This window comes from Caldicoprobacter guelmensis, from assembly GCF_016908415.1.
In the GTDB taxonomy this organism is placed as follows: domain Bacteria; phylum Bacillota; class Clostridia; order Caldicoprobacterales; family Caldicoprobacteraceae; genus Caldicoprobacter; species Caldicoprobacter guelmensis.
The window spans coordinates 195,577-212,528 of record NZ_JAFBDW010000001.1; the positions used below are offsets into that span (position 1 = coordinate 195,577).

Genomic DNA, 16,952 nt, shown 5'->3' on the forward strand with positions numbered 1-16,952 from the left:
TATGAAGGTAAAAAGGTACATTGGTTATACCGCTCAGGAAGCTATGCAAAAAGTCAAGGACGAAATGGGCAAGGATGCCCTAATACTCAGTACCCGCAAGATACGGCAAAAAGGGCTGGCAGGGTTGTTTAAAAGACCTCTTATTGAGGTGGTGGCGGCCTCAGAGGAAGGTGATGTAAATTTTCCTTCAAAAAGGACAACGCCTGTTTATAACACGACAAACTATATCTCATCCATAAAGCGCGATGATACAGCCAAGGTATTGGAGAAGCTAGAAGCCCAGATCTCAAATATGGGCGAGCTTTTAAACAAGCTGGCCAGCAACTTTAGGACAATAGAAGTCCGGGAAAAGCCGGGCATAAAACAGGAGTATCTCCCCTACTATGAAATGCTTATCAAAAACGAGGTAAATGAGGACATAGCAAAGGGTATCATTGAAAAGGCCGGCTTGATTTACGAGAGGGGTTATGCCGATTTTGAAAGGTGTATAAGGCAGGTGCTCATGGAGCACATTGGTACCCCACGGCCTCTGGAGGTGTCTGCCGGCCAACGCAAGGTAGTGGTATTTGTTGGTCCTACGGGGGTAGGCAAAACCACTTCATTGGCAAAGCTGGCAGCCATATTTTCCATACAAAAACAGATGAGGGTGGGGCTTATCACCGCCGATACCTACAGGATTGCAGCAGTGGACCAGCTAAAGATATACGCCGAAATAATGGAGCTTCCTTTGAGCATCTTATATTCTCCCCGGGAGATGGTGGAGGCGCTTGAAGAGCACAGGGATAAAGACGTGGTGTTTGTAGATACTGCCGGCAAGAGCATCAGGGACAGGGCGCAGGAAAGGGAGATACTAGAACTCATTTCCTTAAGCGGAGCCGATGAGGTGTATCTGGTGCTGAGCTGTAACACCAGCTATTCTGGATGTTTAAATATAATTAAGAGTTACAGCTTCTTGCCGGATTACAAACTGCTCTTTACAAAGATGGATGAGGCCTCCAACTATGGGGTCATATTGAACTGCCGGCATCTAAGTGGTAAACCGCTGTCGTATATTGCTACCGGCCAAAGCGTGCCTGATGATATAGAAGTGGCAGACCCCGGCAAGCTGGTATCCTGTATTATGAAAAGGGTGGAAGTTTGATGGACCAGGCCGAAAGGTTAAGGCAGATTGTAAAGGACTTAAGGGAAAAGCGTTATGCCTATACTCAAAAGGCCCGCATCATCACTGTGACCAGCGGCAAGGGAGGCGTAGGGAAGACCAATTTTACCCTTAACTGTGCCATCGCTTTAAATGCCATGGGGTACAGGACGCTTATTATAGATGCTGATTTCGGGTTGTCGAACATTGACGTGATGCTGGGGATGATCCCAAAGTATAACTTGTTTCACGTGATCACCCATAAAAAGAGGATTGAGGAGGTTATAACTGAAGGGCCGTGTGGTATTAAATTTATAGCAGGTGGGTCAGGTATATGGGAGCTCATCAACCTTTCCAGACAGGATATGGAGATTTTGATGGAACAGCTGGAGCGGCTGGATGACTTGGCAGACATAATAATGATAGATACCGGGGCGGGGGTTTCTGAAAAGGTCATCCAGATGATTTTAGCAGCCAACGAGGCTATTGTAATTACCACGCCAGAGCCCACATCTGTAACTGATGCATATGCCCTGGTAAAGTCGGTAGTAAACTTAAAAAAGGATGTGAATTTTAAACTGGTGGTCAACAGAGCCGACAGCGTTCAGGAAGCAAATGACGTGATGGGCAAGTTCATAAGGGTAGCACAAAGATTTCTTGATGTGAATCTGGAACCATTGGGATATATGCTTTATGACGAGGCGGTGATAAGGTCCACCAAGCAGCAGAAGCCGTTTGTGCTGGAATATCCAAGAAGCCACGCAGCCAGGCAGATGCACAGCATGGCTCAAGCCATAGTGGCGGGAAGGCAGCGCCAAGACGATAGGGTACAGGGGTTTAAAGGTTACGTAAATCAGCTTCTCAAGCTGTTTAATTCCAAACACAAGGTGCTGTAGGAGGATGGTGTAGGGAGGTCATGGTTGTAAAGGGGGTCGTCAATATAGGCGAAAAAATCGAGGTGGTGGTGCAGGAACGTTTGAATGCTGACGAAAAAGCCTGTTTCAGCATGATACAGGATGTTCCGCAGGATGATGAGCTGTGGATCACTATGCCCATGCTGAAAGGGGAACCTGTTGTGTTGAGCATTGGGCAAAGGGTTAGGATAAACTTCTTTCGCGAGCGCGGCAAGTTTTATTTTGATGCCGAGGTCATTGATCGTGAACGTACAGATACGGTGCACCTTATACGCCTTAAACAAGTCTCGCCGATACACAGGCTTCAGAGGCGCAACTTCTACAGATTGAAGATAAATCTCCCTGTAGGCTTTCAAGTCATAAAAGAGGGCTCTGATCAAGGTGAGGTTAATTACCTTAAGGCTTATACTGCAGATATAAGCGGTGGTGGGATGAGGCTATTGACCGACGAGAAGCTTGAGCCAGGTCAGCAGCTGAAGTGCAGAATTCCTCTAGGAGAGAAGGATTTCCTAGAATTGAAAGGGCTGGTCGTTAGGGTCGTCCCTTGCGTAGAGAGAAACTACAAGTTTGAAGTAGGGGTCAAATTTGTAGATATTTTGGAGGTCGAGCAAGACAGGCTGATAGGTTTTATATTCCAGCAGCAGCGCAGATTGAAGGCTAAGGGATTAATATAGTTTTTTGATGATGAGGTTGTATCTTAAAAAGATACGCTTTCATATGGCTAGTTCTTGGACAAAGCAATAAGGATGGGGGTGTCAGTTGATGGATAGCTCACAGTACAGGGAACTGTTTATGGAGGAGAGCAGGGAGCACCTTCAAAGCTTGAACAACAACCTTCTTGTGCTAGAGAAGCAACCGGATAATACGGAAGTGATAAACGAGATCTTTAGGTCAGCCCATACTTTAAAAGGCATGGCCGGCAGCATGGGTTTTAAGACAATGGCGGACCTGGCTCACGCTATGGAAAATGTGTTGGATACAATTAGGAAAGGGAATATGAATGTTAGCGTGGAGGTTATGGATGCGCTGTTTGAGGCTCTGGATATGTTAGAGGGGCTGCTTCAGGATATTGGCCAGGCAGGCGTTGAAAGTCCGAGGGATATAAGCGGCATTAGAGCAAAGTTGGAAGGATTTATCAATAGCACAGTCGCCAAAGATTATAAGCCCCATAAAGAGGGATTGTCGCTGGATGAACATCATGTCCGCGTAATAAGCGAGGCGGTAAAGGACGGTTTTATTCCTTACTACATAGAGGTCAAGCTGAAGGAATCGTGCCTTATGAAAGCGGCTCGTGCGTATATAGTGTTCAGAGCCATCGAAAACTTTGGGCATATAATCCATTCTCAACCTTCAGTACAGGACATCGAGGAAGAAAAGTTTGAGCTGTCATTTTCTGTAGTGGCATTATGCAGAGCTGAGATTGAGACAATAAAGAGAGAGCTGGACAGCATTTCTGAAATAGAAAGCATAAGCATAAAAGAAATTAGCCTTGACGATATACAAAGTCGAAACCGGGTGGAGAGAGCAAAGTTTAAATCGCAGGGCATAGATAAAATAACTGCACAGGAGGTAAAGGAAAGGCCCTCAAAGGCGGCTGGTAGGAGTATAAGAGTTGACATCGAGAGGCTGGACAGGCTCATGAATTTAGTCAGCGAGCTTATCATCATAAAGAACCGCTTTCAGGACCTCCAACGATATGAAGATAAAGCGGCCATGGCTGAATCGGTTGAGTACCTGGGCCGGGTGACCAGCGACCTTCATGATGCTGTAATGAAGGCAAGGATGATTCCTATACAAACCGTGTTTGAGAGATTTCCAAGAACGGTCCGAGACCTTTCAAGGAATACGGGCAAAGATGTCAGGCTTAACATAGTGGGAGCCGAAACCGAGGTTGACCGGACAATAATAGATGAAATCGGTGAGCCGCTTGTACACCTTATCAGAAATGCCGTTGACCATGGTATAGAGTCTCCTCAGGAACGCGCAGCCCTTGGCAAACCCCTTGAGGGTACGGTGGAGCTTAAAGCCTACTATGACGGTGATAACGTGGTGATAGAAGTCAGCGACGATGGCAGGGGTATAGACATAGATAAGGTTTTAAAGCGTGCTGTGCAGCAAAATCTGGTATCCAGTGAAGAAGCCGAAAGCTTAAGCCAGCAGGAGATATTGCAGTTTATATTTGAACCCGGTTTTAGCACGGCCGAAAGGGTAACTGATATCTCAGGGCGCGGTGTTGGAATGGACGTGGTCAAGACAAAAATTGAGTCCATGGGTGGGACGGTTGATGTGGACAGCCGTCCCAATCAGGGGACAAGGTTTATAATCCGCTTGCCGCTTACCCTGTCCATAATCCAGGTTCTGTTGGTCACCATGGGACAAGAGGTTTATGCCATACCCATAAGCTCAATAAAAGAGATAATGGAAGTACCAGTGGGGTCCATCAAATTGGTTCGGCAAAAAGAGTTCATTGACTATCGTGGTTTGCTGATACCTTTTGTTCGACTGGCAAAGGTCCTTGAATGTCCCGATGAGCAGATTGAATCGGAAGGCCCTGTTACCGTGGTAATAGTAAAGAAGGGCGAAAAGCTGGCGGCGTTATCTGTAAGTCAGCTGATGGGCCACCAGGAGATAGTGATTAAGCCCCTCGGCAAAGCGCTGGCTAAAATAAAGATAGTGTCCGGGGCTACCATCTTAGGCGACGGACGAGTGGCTCTTATCCTGGATGTAAACCATTTGATTTGAAGAGGGGGGCAATAAGGTGTTCAAAGGCAGTGAGCTTAAGCAATATATAGCCTTTGAGATAGAGGCTGAAGTTTATGCTGTGGATGTGCTTTTTGTGGAATCCATAGAGAGAATGGCGCACATAACCAGGGTTCCACACAGCCCCTATGAAATAGTGGGGGTTATCAACTTGAGGGGAGATGTAATACCAGTGATGAGTGCAAGGCGCCTGTTGGGCTATGAGGAAATCCCTCCTACTGACGCAACGCGTGTGGCGATAGTGAAGTACGACGATTACCGACTGGGGATGATAGTTGACAGGGTAATCGAGATATTAAATGTATCTCCGGAGAAGATCCAATGGGGCATTGAAGCCCTTGACAGCAAAAGGAAGGCAGTTATCTCCGGACTCATAAATCTTGGCGATAAACCTGTTATGGTGATGGATATATCTCGTACTTTAGAATGGCTGTTAGATTAAAACGAAAGCAGTGATGCAATATGTCGTTTCCATTAGATAACTTGAGTTCTCTATATCTGGATATATTAAAGGAAATAGGCACTATAGGTGCAGGTAATGCCGCCACATCTTTTTCTAAGCTGCTCAATAGGCGGATTGATATGAACGTTCCCGAGGTTAAAATAGCCGAATTTAGAGATGTAGAGGAGATGATGGGCGGGGCGGAAACCCCAGTGGTGGGCATATACCTGGAATTCAACGGAGATATAAGCGGTACCGTATTGGTTATATTGGATTGTGTTTCCGCCAAGCATATAACGTCATTATTGCTGGGGGATGCGCCAGTTGCTCAAAAGGAATTTTCAGAAATTGAAATATCTGCTCTGGAGGAGATAGGCAACATACTCACGGCTGCCTATCTTGGGGCTATATCATCGTTTACCGGCCTTACCATGAAACCATCTGTTCCCTCCTTTGCTTACGATATGCTGGGTGCCATACTCAGCGTCCCCATGATTCAATTCGGCCAAAGCAGCGATAAAGCGATGTTTATTGAAACCGACCTGATAAATGGCACGGAGCGGTTTAGAAGCCATTTTATAGTAATACCCGATATAGAGTCCTTTCCTGTCATCCTAAAGGCTTTAGGGGTTGTGTAAATGGACAAAGTGATTAAGGTTGGCATGGCTGATTTAAAGGTTACTGCGGGGGACGGGATTTTGGTCACTCTGGGTTTGGGCTCTTGCGTGGGAATTGCGTTGTATGACAGGACCACCAAAACAGCCGGGCTGGCGCACATAATGCTACCTTCCAGCAAGCTGATAAGGAATAATCAGAACAAGGCTAAATTTGCCGATACAGCCGTTGAGTACCTCCTTGAACTGATGTTGAGGATGAAAGCAAAGAGGGAGTTTATAACCGCCAAAATAGCGGGAGGAGCCCAGATGTTTTCATTTAAAGGAAGCGCCAGCGATGTCTTGAATATCGGTGAAAGGAATGTACAGGCCACCGTTGAAGTGTTAAGGCATTACAATATACCTATTGTGGCCCAAGATACCGGTGGAAATTACGGTAGGACCATCGAGCTTCATGCTGACAGCGGCGTTTTAGTGGTCAAAACTATTGGGCACGGCGTAAAGATATTGTGAAGACGAGGAGAGGGAAATGTCAAAAAAAGTGGCTGTCATCGATCCGCGCAACTTATGGATTGAGTATAAAAAGCATAACAATATAGAGTTCAGGAATGAGCTCATACTTAGATACAGCTACCTGGTAAAACGAGTGGTCTCCAGGCTGGCTTTTGCCAGCACTTCTTCTCTGGATGTGGAAGACCTTATAAGCTATGGGATACTGGGATTGATCGATGCCATTGAAAGGTATGACCCATCAAAAAATGTCAAATTCGAGACATACGCGACGTTTAGGATAAAAGGTGCCATCATGGACCAGTTGCGCAAACAGGATTGGGTCCCTCGCTCTTTGCGCATAAAGTACAAGCAACTTGCTGAAGCGGTGGATGCCATTGAAAAGAAGCTTGGAAGGTCTGCAAATGATAAGGAGATAGCTCAGGCTCTGGGCGTTACCGTAGAAGAGGTTAGAAAGACCATGCTAGACGTTCATTCTCTTGCTGTAGTCTCTCTTGAGGATCAGCTTTTCGCGCTGGCTGGGTCTGTAGGAGTTTTCGGTTTGGAAGATGACCCTGAAAGGGTGGCACAAGCTAACGAGTTAAAACGCCATCTGGCACAGGCTATCGATGAACTGCCTGAGCGGGAAAAGCTGGTTATAAGCTTGTATTACTTTGAAGAGCTAACGTTGAAGGAGATCGGTATGGCTCTTGGCGTTTCTGAATCGAGGGTTTCACAGCTTCATACCAGGGCGCTAGTCAGGCTAAGAAATAAGCTAAGCAAATGGGGTATAGATTTAATGGGGGGAGAGTTAGGGTGAGGCGAGAGGTCATAGTGGAAGGCAACACCTATAACGCCGCTCTGGAAAAAGGGTTGAAGGTTCTCGGGGTAGAACCGGGAAAGGCAAAGATTGAAATCGTTCAGGAAGGCCGGACTATGATGGGCATAGTGGTTAGGCCATATCGGCTTTTGCTTTATGTGGATGAAGAAGACCCGAAACAAGGGGAAAGCCAGCTCAAACCTTCTCAACAAAACTTTGCTCTTGAGTACAAAGAAGACGGGGTATACCTCACGGTGTTTATTCCCTCATCAAGGTTTACAAAGTCTGACGAAGAGACCATTATGCATTATTTGAAGCGAAAAAAGATTGAGGGAGTGAAGGTAGAGGCTGTCGCCCAAGCCATGTATGCGTCTTCTGGCCGTCCCGTTAAAATTGCGGAGCCACAACCCGAGCGGCCGGTAGATGAAGAGGTGCTGGTGTATGTCTCGCAGGATGGCATGCAGGCTTCTATTGTATTGTTGCCGGCTGAGGGAGGGAAGTTGCTCACGTATGAAGATATAATACATGCTTTAAAAGACAAGGGTGTGGTATATGGCATTGACGAGGGTGCCATACGTCAAGCGTTAAATAGCCGCACATACGGTCAGGAGACGGTTGTGGCCCGCGGCCGGATGCCACAGGATGGGCAAGACGCCAAGCTTACTTACCATTTTAGACCCGATAAAAAAGCCAAGCCTGAGATCCGAGAGGATGGGACGGTTAACTATCATTCGCTGGATAATATAGAGAACGTAACCAAGGGCCAGGTGCTGGTGACGCTGACACCTCCCACACCAGGCATTGATGGGAGGACGGTACGGGGAGCTTCGGTGCCTGCAAAACCCGGCAAGCCTTTGGCTTTGCCCGTTGGCAAGAATGTCGTGGTTTCAGAAGATGGCTTAAAGCTGATAGCAGGTATAGATGGAAAGGTCGAGATGATAGGCGGTAGAGTGCATGTATACAGCATCCATGAGGTAAAAAATAACGTGGATAACTCCACGGGGAATATAAATTTCGTGGGCAGCGTCATCATACATGGCAACGTCCTGTCGGGTTTTGAGGTGAGGGCTGGTGGAAGCATAGAGGTAAGGGGCGTTGTAGAAGGTGCAACGCTGATTGCTGAAGGAGATATAATACTGAGAAAAGGCTTACAGGGGATGAAAAAGGGGATAATTCAAGCAGGAGGCAGCGTGACAGCGCGATTTATAGAAAACGGCACCGTATACGCCAAAGGGGATGTCACGGCGGAAGCCATAATGCACAGCAATGTGGTGAGCGAACAGCATGTGAGGCTAATAGGGAAGCGGGCCTTGATAGTGGGAGGCAAGGTCCATGCGGCTTTGGGTATATCGGCTTCTACTATAGGTTCGCCCATGGCCACAGCTACAATCTTGGAGGTTGGAGTAAGTCCAGAAGTCAGGCGAGAATATGAACAGCTTAAGGAGGAGCTTGACAGGCTGGAAAAGGAGCAGCGCAAGATTGAGCAGGTGTTAGCGGTCATTGCCAAAATGGAGTCTAGTGGGAAACTGCCGCCGGATAAGCTGATTACTAAACAAAAGGCGCTGCGGGCAAGGGATGAGTATAGCGTGAAGATTCCAACAATCAAGGCACGGCTGTTTGAACTGGAAGAGGTGTTTTTAAGGGGTGCACAGGGCAAGGTCCATGTGAAAAAGGTGGTTTACCCTGGCGTGTCCATAACCATTGGCCAGTCGACCTTTAACGTAAAGGACCCCATCAATTATGCCACCTTTTTGCGGGATGAGGGAGAGGTACGCTTTGTGGCGTATGAGGGGTGAAAGGGGAGATATAATATGTCGGTGCGGCCGATAGATATCCAAATTAGCGTGCAAAGGACAAACGAATACGCAAAAGAAGTTGACATACAAAACCAAAAGGTCAACATAAATCAGTTTGCCAATGCCAATGAATTTCAGCGGGCCATCGATCAAGCCCAACGCCAGGTGGTTCCTAGTGGGAATGTGCATCACAAAAAGGTTAACAGGGAACATAACACGCCTCGGCGTCATCCTAGATATGTAAAAAAGGAGCAAGTGAAGGAGAATAAAAAGGGAGAAGGTATCTTAAACGGCGAGGTTGAAATTAAGGGAAGGGATAAGGGGTTTAACATCGATATCAGGATTTAGAAGGGGGAAGAGTATGAGTGAGACTTTGATATTCCTCCTGTTTGGCATAGTGTTTTTGTTTGCAATATTCTGGCAAACTAGAAGGGACAGGTTATACCTTTTTGAGCTGGAAAAGCGGCTTGAAGAGAAAGAAAAAAGGCTATATGAACTATATCAGGCGGTGGAAGACATAATAAATGGCGCTTTTCCTGAAGCAACAACCACATTAAGGGGAGATTATACAAAAAGTGCGCCTGAGCTGCGGAACTCAAGCAAAGATTTAAAGCAAAATATTAATAAGGTTTATAGTGATAAGCGCAAAGCCGTCATACTCATGCATAAGAGTGGAAGCAGTGAAGATGAGATAGCCAAAGCGCTGGGGATGGGTAAGGGAGAGGTAAAGCTGATCCTGGGACTTAGGGATAGGGTAGTGTGAAATTTGCTGTTGAATTGGGAAACGGCTTGTGCTATACTACTAAAGGTGGCAAAGACACACCCTCCTGATCAATTGGCGGGTGCCAGCAAAGCTGGTTGCTAATTGAGATGAGGGATGGGGAGGCATAACTTTTAGGAGGTGAAAGCCATGGCAGTAGTAAACATGAAGCAACTCTTGGAAGCAGGTGTTCACTTTGGGCATCAGACCCGGCGTTGGAATCCCAAGATGGCTCCCTATATCTTCACTGAAAGAAACGGCATATACATCTTGGACCTGCAAAAGACCGTTAAATTGCTGGAGCAGGCCTATAATTTTGTACGCGATGTGGCGGCCGAAGGGAAAGGCATACTGTTTGTAGGTACCAAAAAGCAGGCTCAGGAATCAATTGAGACAGAAGCTAAGCGTTGTGGCATGTTCTATGTGAACAACAGATGGCTGGGTGGTATGTTGACCAACTTCACTACTATCAGCCAGAGGATCAAGCGCCTTAAAGAGCTTGAAGAGATGGAGACCAATGGCATGTTTGATGTGCTGCCCAAAAAAGAGGTCATAAGGCTTCGTGCCGAAAAGGAAAAGCTGGAGAAGAACTTGGGTGGCATAAAGGAAATGAGGGAGCTGCCGGGAGCTGTATTCATTGTTGACCCTAAAAAGGAACACATCGCTGTAAGAGAAGCCAGGATTCTTGGTATTCCCGTTGTGGCCATAGTGGATACCAACTGCGACCCTGACGAGATAGACTATGTGATTCCTGGCAACGATGATGCCATCAGGGCCATCAAGCTAATAACTTCCAAGATAGCCGATGCCGTCCTGGAGGGGCGTCAGGGCGAACAATATACTGCTCAAGAGGAATAAAAAGGGGAAAAGAATGGCCTTCCGTTGTTTTTCCCCTTTCTTTTCAATGACCTACTTGGTATGAAATGTTCTGGAAAGCAAGAAAACCTTCCATCCCTATAGATGGAGGCCATTTCATAGTTACACTACATAAGAAACGGAGGAGTTAGCATGGAGATAACTGCTTCGATGGTGAAAGAACTGAGAGAGCGAACTGGATGTGGAATGATGGATTGCAAAAAGGCTTTGCAGGACGCCAATGGCGATATGGAGAAAGCGATTGAGCTTCTGAGGGAGAGAGGTCTTGCAGCTGCCGCTAAAAAGGCAGGGCGAATCGCTGCTGAAGGCTTGGTAGATGCGTATATCCATTTTGGCGGGAGGATCGGCGTGCTGGTTGAGGTAAACTGTGAGACTGACTTTGTGGCAAAAACTGACGAGTTTAAAACTTTTGTGCGCGACATTGCGATGCACATAGCGGCCTCTAATCCTCAGTACCTCTCGAGGGAAGAGGTTCCCCAGGAAGTCATAGACAAAGAAAAGGAGATACTAAAGGCTCAGGCCTTAAATGAGGGCAAGCCAGAGAAAGTGGTTGACAAAATTGTTGAAGGCAGGATTAGCAAGTTCTATAAAGAGGTGTGCCTGTTGGAGCAGCCTTTTGTGAAAGACCCTGACAAGACTGTCCAGGAGCTGGTCATGGAGATGATATCTAAGCTGGGTGAGAACATCAGGATCAGGCGTTTTGTAAGGTTTGAGTTGGGCGAAGGGCTTCAAAAGAGAGAGGACAATTTTGCGGAAGAAGTTGCAAAACAGATGAAGGGTAATTAAAAGAGAACACATAGGTGTTCTCTTTTTTTGGGAAAAATTAATTTGAAGTTTGTTGTTCTAAAAAAGAGGATATGCCGCATGAGTGTAGAAATATATTAAAGATGGAGGTACTCTGATGGAAAAGCCGATATTCAGAAGAGTAGTTTTAAAGCTCAGCGGAGAGGCATTAGCTGGCAAAAAGGGATATGGCATTGACCGTGATGTGTTGAACCTGATTGCTGACCAGGTGATAGAGATACAAAGGATGGGGGTGGAAGTGGCCATAGTAGTCGGCGGAGGAAACATATGGAGAGGCCGGGAAGGCATGAGTATGGGGATGGACAGGGCAACGGCTGACTACATGGGGATGCTAGCAACCGTCATAAACGCGCTGGCGCTTCAAGACGTGCTTGAGAGCAAAAACGTACAGACCCGGGTTCAGACCGCCATTGAGATGAGACAGATTGCCGAACCCTATATACGCAGAAGGGCTATAAGGCATTTAGAGAAGGGCAGGATAGTGATATTTGCCTGTGGTACAGGTAACCCCTATTTTTCAACTGATACCACAGCAGCGTTAAGGGCAGCTGAGATAGAGGCTGAAGTCATACTCCTGGCTAAAAATGTCGATGGAGTCTATGATGATGATCCCAAAAAGAATCCTAACGCAAAAAAGATAGACGAGATCTGTTACATCGATGTGCTAAATCAAGGCTTGGGCGTAATGGATACTACCGCTATATCGTTGTGCATGGATAACAGGATTCCTATTATAGTATTTGGGCTGGATAACCAGGAAAATATAAAAGCCGCGGTTTTAGGCAAAAAGGTAGGTACAATAATAGGTGAGTTAAGGAGGTAGTAGGTATGAATCCGAGTATAAAGGAAATACATGACCAGGCCAGCTCTAAGATGGCTAAATCGGTAGAGGTGCTCAAGAAAGAGCTTGTGGGAATACGGGCGGGACGAGCCAATCCCAAAATTCTTGAGCGCATAGTAGTGGATTATTATGGTGTGCCCACACCGGTTAACCAGTTGGGGAATATTACAGCACCAGAGCCAAGGATGCTGGTCATATCTCTATGGGATACTAAGATGATCCCTGCAGTAGAAAAGGAGATATTGAAATCGGATTTAGGGGTCACGCCTAGCAATGACGGTAAGGTTATACGTCTGGTATTTCCTGAGCTCACTGAAGAACGCAGAAAAGAACTGGTCAAATTGGTTAGAAAATACGGAGAAGAGGCTAAAGTGGCTGTTCGCTCAATAAGGCGCGAAGCCAATGAACAGCTCAAGAAGATGAAGAAGGAAGCCCAGATAAGCGAAGACGACTTAAAGAGCGGAGAGGAAATGATACAAAAGCTGACCGATCAATACGTAAAGAAGATCGACGATATAGTCAAAGAAAAGGAACAGGAGATCATGGAGGTTTAGATGAACATACCTGATTTGGTGGGTTTAAGGCTAGAGGATGCGCTTCAGGTTCTGGAAAGGAGCGGTGTGGGCGTTATTCCTAGAATAGTGAAGTATTTCCCGCCGGCATCAAAGGGCTTTAAGGAGAACTCTAATATAGAGGAGAGAGTGATTCGCCAGAGAATTGTGGAAGATGGGCAGATGGAACTGGTTGTTTCCATATTTAGGTATTACCCTCTTGATTTTCAATCATAAAACCCTATGGATGGGGAGGAAGGATAGAGCATTAAATGTTTAACAGCAAGAAAAATACCGGTGATGCGGATTTGTCTGTCTTGATGGAACAGGTAAGGAGCAAGCCACTCCCGCAGCATGTGGCCATAATTATGGATGGGAACGGTAGATGGGCTACAAGAAGGGGGCTTCCCCGTGTGGCTGGTCATAGGCAGGGAGTGGAGGCTCTCAGAGAGGTTATAAGGACCAGCGATGAGCTGGGGATAAAGTATTTGACTTTGTATGCCTTTTCGACAGAAAATTGGAAGAGGCCTGCAGCCGAAATCGATGCCCTAATGTCCCTGTTAGTGGAGTATTTAAGAAAGGAGGTCAGGGCGCTCCATTCCAATAACGTCAAGATTTCGGTTTTGGGTGAGGTCAATGCCTTTCCCCCAGTTGCGCAAAAGGAAATTATTAAGGCAGTAGAGCTTACGAAAGATAATACCGGGCTGTGGGTGAATATAGCCCTCAACTATGGGGGAAGGGCTGAGATCATACGTGCAGTTAAAGCCATAGCAAAGGATGTGGTGGACAATAAGATCTCGATAGACGACATCGACGAACAGCTTTTTAGCAATTACCTGTATACGGCCAATATCCCTGACCCCGACCTTTTGATCCGTACCAGTGGAGAGTTTAGGTTAAGCAATTTCTTGCTTTATCAGGTTGCATATACCGAGTTGGTGTTTACTGCGCCCGACGTTTTATGGCCGGATTTTGATAAAAAAGCCTACCTGGAAGCGATTGTGGAGTATCAGAAGCGCCAAAGGCGGTATGGCGGCCTTAATGGATGAGAGGATGAATTAACGATGTTAGCATTAAGGGTAGTCAGCGCAGCAATAGGCATTATATATCTGGTGGTGGTTTTTTACATAGGAGGTTGGTTTTTTGACCTATCTGTTTTGGCTATATCACTGCTGGGGATGCGCGAATTTTATGCCGCTATCCGCCGTGGTGGATACAGTCCCCTTTCGTGGGTAGGCTATTTATTTATTTTTTTGCTGTTCTGGCTTACCACACTACCCTTAAATGGTTATTATGTCATTATGCTCTTTATCCTGTTGGTTGCTTTTTTTTGTTTGTCTTTCAGCGTGATATCCCAACGTTTAAATTTATTGGATGCCGGTTTAACGGTCTTTGGGTGTATATATCCGGGTATGGCTTTTATGCCTTTAATGCTTTTATACAAGGCTGAAGCATATGGCAAATACCTCCTAATATTTACGTTATTTGCAACATGGTCCACCGATACTTTCGCCTATTTTACCGGCCTTAAGTGGGGAAGGAACAAGCTTTGTCCAAGGATCAGTCCCAAGAAGACCGTCGAGGGAAGCATAGGCGGCATCTTAGGGAGCATGTTGACAGGCATGTTGGTAGGATTATTTTTTTACCGGTTTTATAAGTTTGAGATAAGTTATATCCATTATGTTGTCATGAGCCTGTTGTGCGGCATAACGTCTCAAATGGGAGATTTATCGGCTTCTAGCGTCAAGAGGTTTTGCAATATAAAGGATTTCGGGAGCATTATGCCCGGACACGGTGGAATATTGGATCGGTTTGACAGCATTCTATTCACTGTGACGGCTGTATACTCCTATTACCTCCTGTTTTTAAGCTAAAAGCCTCTGCTTACATAATGTTTGCATCTACGGCAAATCTTAAGAGTACAGAAAGGTATTGCGTGGAGGTCAAATATGAAAAAGAGGATAGCAATACTGGGCTCTACCGGTTCTATAGGCCGGCAAGCCCTGGATGTAATATATGAGCACGTCGACAAATTCCAGGTTGTTGCCTTGACCACCAATCGAAATGTTGAGCTTTTGGCTCAGCAAGTAGAGGCCTTTCATCCCTCCTATGTGGGGATAGTGGACTCTGAGAGCGTTCAAGAGTTTAAAAATTACGGCCTTACCGGCGTGGAGGTTTTATCGGGCAAAGAGTGCCTTAAAAATATAGCCACGCTGCCTGAGGTGGACCTAGTACTTGTGGCGGTGGTGGGGATTTCTGGGCTTGAACCCACCATAGCGGCTTTAGAGGCTGGTAAAGACGTTGCGCTGGCAAATAAGGAGTCGTTGGTGGCCGGCGGGCACCTGGTTGTAGAGGCTGCCAGAAAGTCGGAAAGCAAAATCATACCGGTGGACAGCGAGCACTCCGCCATATTCCAGTGCTTAGCCGGATGTGATGACCCAAATAAAATAAAGAGGATATACCTTACTGCTTCGGGAGGCCCCTTCAGAAATTACTCAAAGGATCAATTACGCCACGTCACAGTGGAGGAGGCTTTAAATCATCCAAACTGGAGGATGGGTAAGAAGGTCACTATAGATAGCGCTACCCTGATGAACAAGGGGCTTGAAGTCATAGAGGCTCATTGGCTGTTCGGGCTTTCCATAGAGCAGATACAGGTGGTCATCCATCCTCAAAGCGTCATACATTCCATGGTAGAATATATCGATGGTAGCATAATAGCCCATATGGGCAAGACCGATATGCGCCTGCCCATATTGTACGCTTTATCATGGCCCCAACGCCTTGAGTCTTCAGTTGGGAGTTTGGAGCTTGCCGCCATGGAACCACTTACTTTTGAGATGCCTGATTTTGACAGGTTCCCCTGTTTAGGGCTTGCGTATAAGGCATTAGAAATAGGAGGGACTATGCCCGTGGTATTGAACGCCGCCGATGAGGTAGCAGTGGAAAAATTCTTGAGAGGCGAGATTTCCTTTATGGAAATTCCTGTAATGATAGAACAGGCCATGAAGTCGCATAAGGCCGTTCAGAACCCTGACCTCAATACCATACTGAGGGTAGACCACGGCATACGCAGGCAGTTGATGTGAAAAGGTGGGTGAAAGCATGCTGACGTTATTAGTTGCCTTGCTTTTCTTTGGCGTTCTCATAATGGTTCACGAGCTAGGCCATTTTTTGGTTGGACGGTTGGTCGGTGTGCACGCGGAAGAATTTTCTATCGGTATGGGGCCTAAGCTGTTTGGTTTTTCTAGTAAAGGTACTCGGTTTTCGGTGAGGGCATTGCCAATAGGCGGTTATGTTAAATTCCTCGGCGAAGATGAAAAGTCGGATGACCCACGTGCCTTCGGCAATGCCAGCCTGTGGAGGCGTATGGCAGTCATAGCCTCGGGGCCTGCCATGAACATATTGCTGGCTATAGTGCTCCTTGCTGTGTTTTACATGGGCTATGGGATATACGAGGTTGTACCCGAGATTTTACAGGTGGTAGAAAACAGCCCGGCCGATAGAGCTGGGCTCATGCCGGGCGATAAGATCCTACAGGTGGATGGGGTATCGGTGGAGGGCATGGAGGCACAGCAAGCGGTTGAAGCCATACGCAATACCATAAAGCAAAAGGGTGGCAACGAACTGGAAATAGTGGTGCAGCGGGATGGAAAGAATATAAGCGTTAAGCTGGTACCGGAGTATAGCCAAAAGAGCGACTCATATGTGATAGGAATAGTCTTTGGACGGATTAGGCGGTATAGCTTGATGCCTGCTATAGGCCTGGCTTTTCGTCAGGCGGGGAAGATAATGGTCATGATGGTGGATATGCTTAGAGCCCTGATATTCAGGGGCCAGGGATTAAATGAGGTTATGGGACCGGTGGGCATTGTAGGAGAGATAGGCAAGGCCGTTCAAGCGGGGATGCAGCAGCTTTTAAGTCTGGCCATAATCATAACCTTAAACTTGGGGGTTATAAACCTTATCCCTTTTCCGGCATTGGACGGTGGACGCCTTGTGCTGTTGTTGATTGAAGGCGTAAGGGGTAAACCACTCGAACCTGAAAAGGAAGGGTTTATCCATTTCATAGGATTTGTAGTGCTCATACTCCTTATGGTATTGGTGACCTATCAAGATATAATGAGATGAGCCCAAATGCAACTGT

Annotated in this window: 20 protein-coding genes; all 20 read left to right on the top strand. The window is 46.5% G+C overall.

Annotated features, from left to right (window positions below):
• Position 1 precedes the first annotated feature (1 nt).
• The 20 genes from flhF to rseP all read left to right on the top strand — a co-directional run bounded on the left by flhF (position 2) and on the right by rseP (position 16,936).
• A complete protein-coding gene (flhF, locus tag JOD02_RS01100) occupies positions 2-1,141 on the top strand; it encodes a flagellar biosynthesis protein FlhF (RefSeq protein WP_204486151.1) in 1,140 nt (379 codons plus the stop codon).
• Positions 1,141-2,034 carry a MinD/ParA family protein gene (locus tag JOD02_RS01105; RefSeq protein ID WP_243426254.1) on the top strand — a complete coding sequence of 298 codons (894 nt, stop codon included), beginning with the start codon at positions 1,141-1,143 and terminating at the stop codon, positions 2,032-2,034. Before flhF ends, JOD02_RS01105 begins: the two co-directional genes overlap by 1 nt.
• A 20-nt stretch (positions 2,035-2,054) precedes the next feature.
• Positions 2,055-2,726, top strand: coding sequence for a flagellar brake protein (locus JOD02_RS01110; RefSeq protein WP_204486154.1), 672 nt, complete (start codon positions 2,055-2,057; stop codon positions 2,724-2,726).
• An 88-nt stretch (positions 2,727-2,814) separates the two neighbouring features.
• A complete protein-coding gene (locus JOD02_RS01115) occupies positions 2,815-4,794 on the top strand; it encodes a chemotaxis protein CheA (RefSeq protein ID WP_204486156.1) in 1,980 nt (659 codons plus the stop codon).
• 16 nt (positions 4,795-4,810) lie between these two features.
• Positions 4,811-5,254, top strand: a complete 444-nt coding sequence (locus JOD02_RS01120; protein ID WP_204486158.1) for a chemotaxis protein CheW — start codon at positions 4,811-4,813, stop codon at positions 5,252-5,254.
• A 20-nt stretch (positions 5,255-5,274) separates the two neighbouring features.
• Positions 5,275-5,892 carry a chemotaxis protein CheC gene (locus JOD02_RS01125; RefSeq protein WP_204486160.1) on the top strand — a complete coding sequence of 206 codons (618 nt, stop codon included), beginning with the start codon at positions 5,275-5,277 and terminating at the stop codon, positions 5,890-5,892.
• Positions 5,893-6,381, top strand: a complete 489-nt coding sequence (locus tag JOD02_RS01130) for a chemotaxis protein CheD (RefSeq protein WP_204486162.1) — start codon at positions 5,893-5,895, stop codon at positions 6,379-6,381. It begins immediately after the preceding gene.
• 16 nt (positions 6,382-6,397) lie between these two features.
• Positions 6,398-7,177, top strand: a complete 780-nt coding sequence (locus JOD02_RS01135) for a sigma-70 family RNA polymerase sigma factor (RefSeq protein ID WP_204486164.1) — start codon at positions 6,398-6,400, stop codon at positions 7,175-7,177.
• Complete coding sequence (locus tag JOD02_RS01140) at positions 7,174-8,973, top strand: FapA family protein (RefSeq protein ID WP_204486166.1); 1,800 nt, start codon at positions 7,174-7,176, stop codon at positions 8,971-8,973. Before JOD02_RS01135 ends, JOD02_RS01140 begins: the two co-directional genes overlap by 4 nt.
• Positions 8,974-8,988: 15 nt before the next feature.
• Entirely contained in the window at positions 8,989-9,321 is a 333-nt protein-coding gene (locus tag JOD02_RS01145) for a hypothetical protein (protein WP_204486168.1), read from the top strand.
• Between the two features lie 13 nt (positions 9,322-9,334).
• Positions 9,335-9,736, top strand: coding sequence for a DUF6115 domain-containing protein (locus JOD02_RS01150; protein ID WP_204486170.1), 402 nt, complete (start codon positions 9,335-9,337; stop codon positions 9,734-9,736).
• A gap of 147 nt (positions 9,737-9,883) precedes the next feature.
• Positions 9,884-10,591, top strand: coding sequence for a 30S ribosomal protein S2 (gene rpsB, locus JOD02_RS01155; protein ID WP_204486171.1), 708 nt, complete (start codon positions 9,884-9,886; stop codon positions 10,589-10,591).
• Positions 10,592-10,741: 150 nt separating this feature from the next.
• Positions 10,742-11,395: a translation elongation factor Ts gene (tsf, locus tag JOD02_RS01160; RefSeq protein ID WP_204486173.1), complete on the top strand. Its 654-nt coding sequence runs from the start codon at positions 10,742-10,744 to the stop codon at positions 11,393-11,395.
• A 115-nt stretch (positions 11,396-11,510) separates the two neighbouring features.
• Complete coding sequence (pyrH, locus tag JOD02_RS01165) at positions 11,511-12,236, top strand: UMP kinase (RefSeq protein WP_204486175.1); 726 nt, start codon at positions 11,511-11,513, stop codon at positions 12,234-12,236.
• Between the two features lie 5 nt (positions 12,237-12,241).
• Entirely contained in the window at positions 12,242-12,808 is a 567-nt protein-coding gene (gene frr / locus JOD02_RS01170; protein WP_204486176.1) for a ribosome recycling factor, read from the top strand.
• A complete protein-coding gene (locus JOD02_RS01175) occupies positions 12,809-13,042 on the top strand; it encodes a PASTA domain-containing protein (protein ID WP_204486177.1) in 234 nt (77 codons plus the stop codon).
• Positions 13,043-13,077: 35 nt separating this feature from the next.
• Positions 13,078-13,854 (top strand): isoprenyl transferase, encoded by a 777-nt coding sequence (locus tag JOD02_RS01180; RefSeq protein WP_204486178.1) that lies wholly within the window; start codon positions 13,078-13,080, stop codon positions 13,852-13,854.
• A gap of 15 nt (positions 13,855-13,869) precedes the next feature.
• Entirely contained in the window at positions 13,870-14,679 is an 810-nt protein-coding gene (locus tag JOD02_RS01185; RefSeq protein ID WP_204486179.1) for a phosphatidate cytidylyltransferase, read from the top strand.
• 75 nt (positions 14,680-14,754) lie between these two features.
• Positions 14,755-15,894, top strand: a complete 1,140-nt coding sequence (locus JOD02_RS01190) for a 1-deoxy-D-xylulose-5-phosphate reductoisomerase (protein ID WP_204486180.1) — start codon at positions 14,755-14,757, stop codon at positions 15,892-15,894.
• Positions 15,895-15,910: 16 nt separating this feature from the next.
• Positions 15,911-16,936 carry an RIP metalloprotease RseP gene (gene rseP / locus JOD02_RS01195; protein ID WP_204486181.1) on the top strand — a complete coding sequence of 342 codons (1,026 nt, stop codon included), beginning with the start codon at positions 15,911-15,913 and terminating at the stop codon, positions 16,934-16,936.
• The last annotated feature ends 16 nt before the right edge of the window (positions 16,937-16,952 follow it).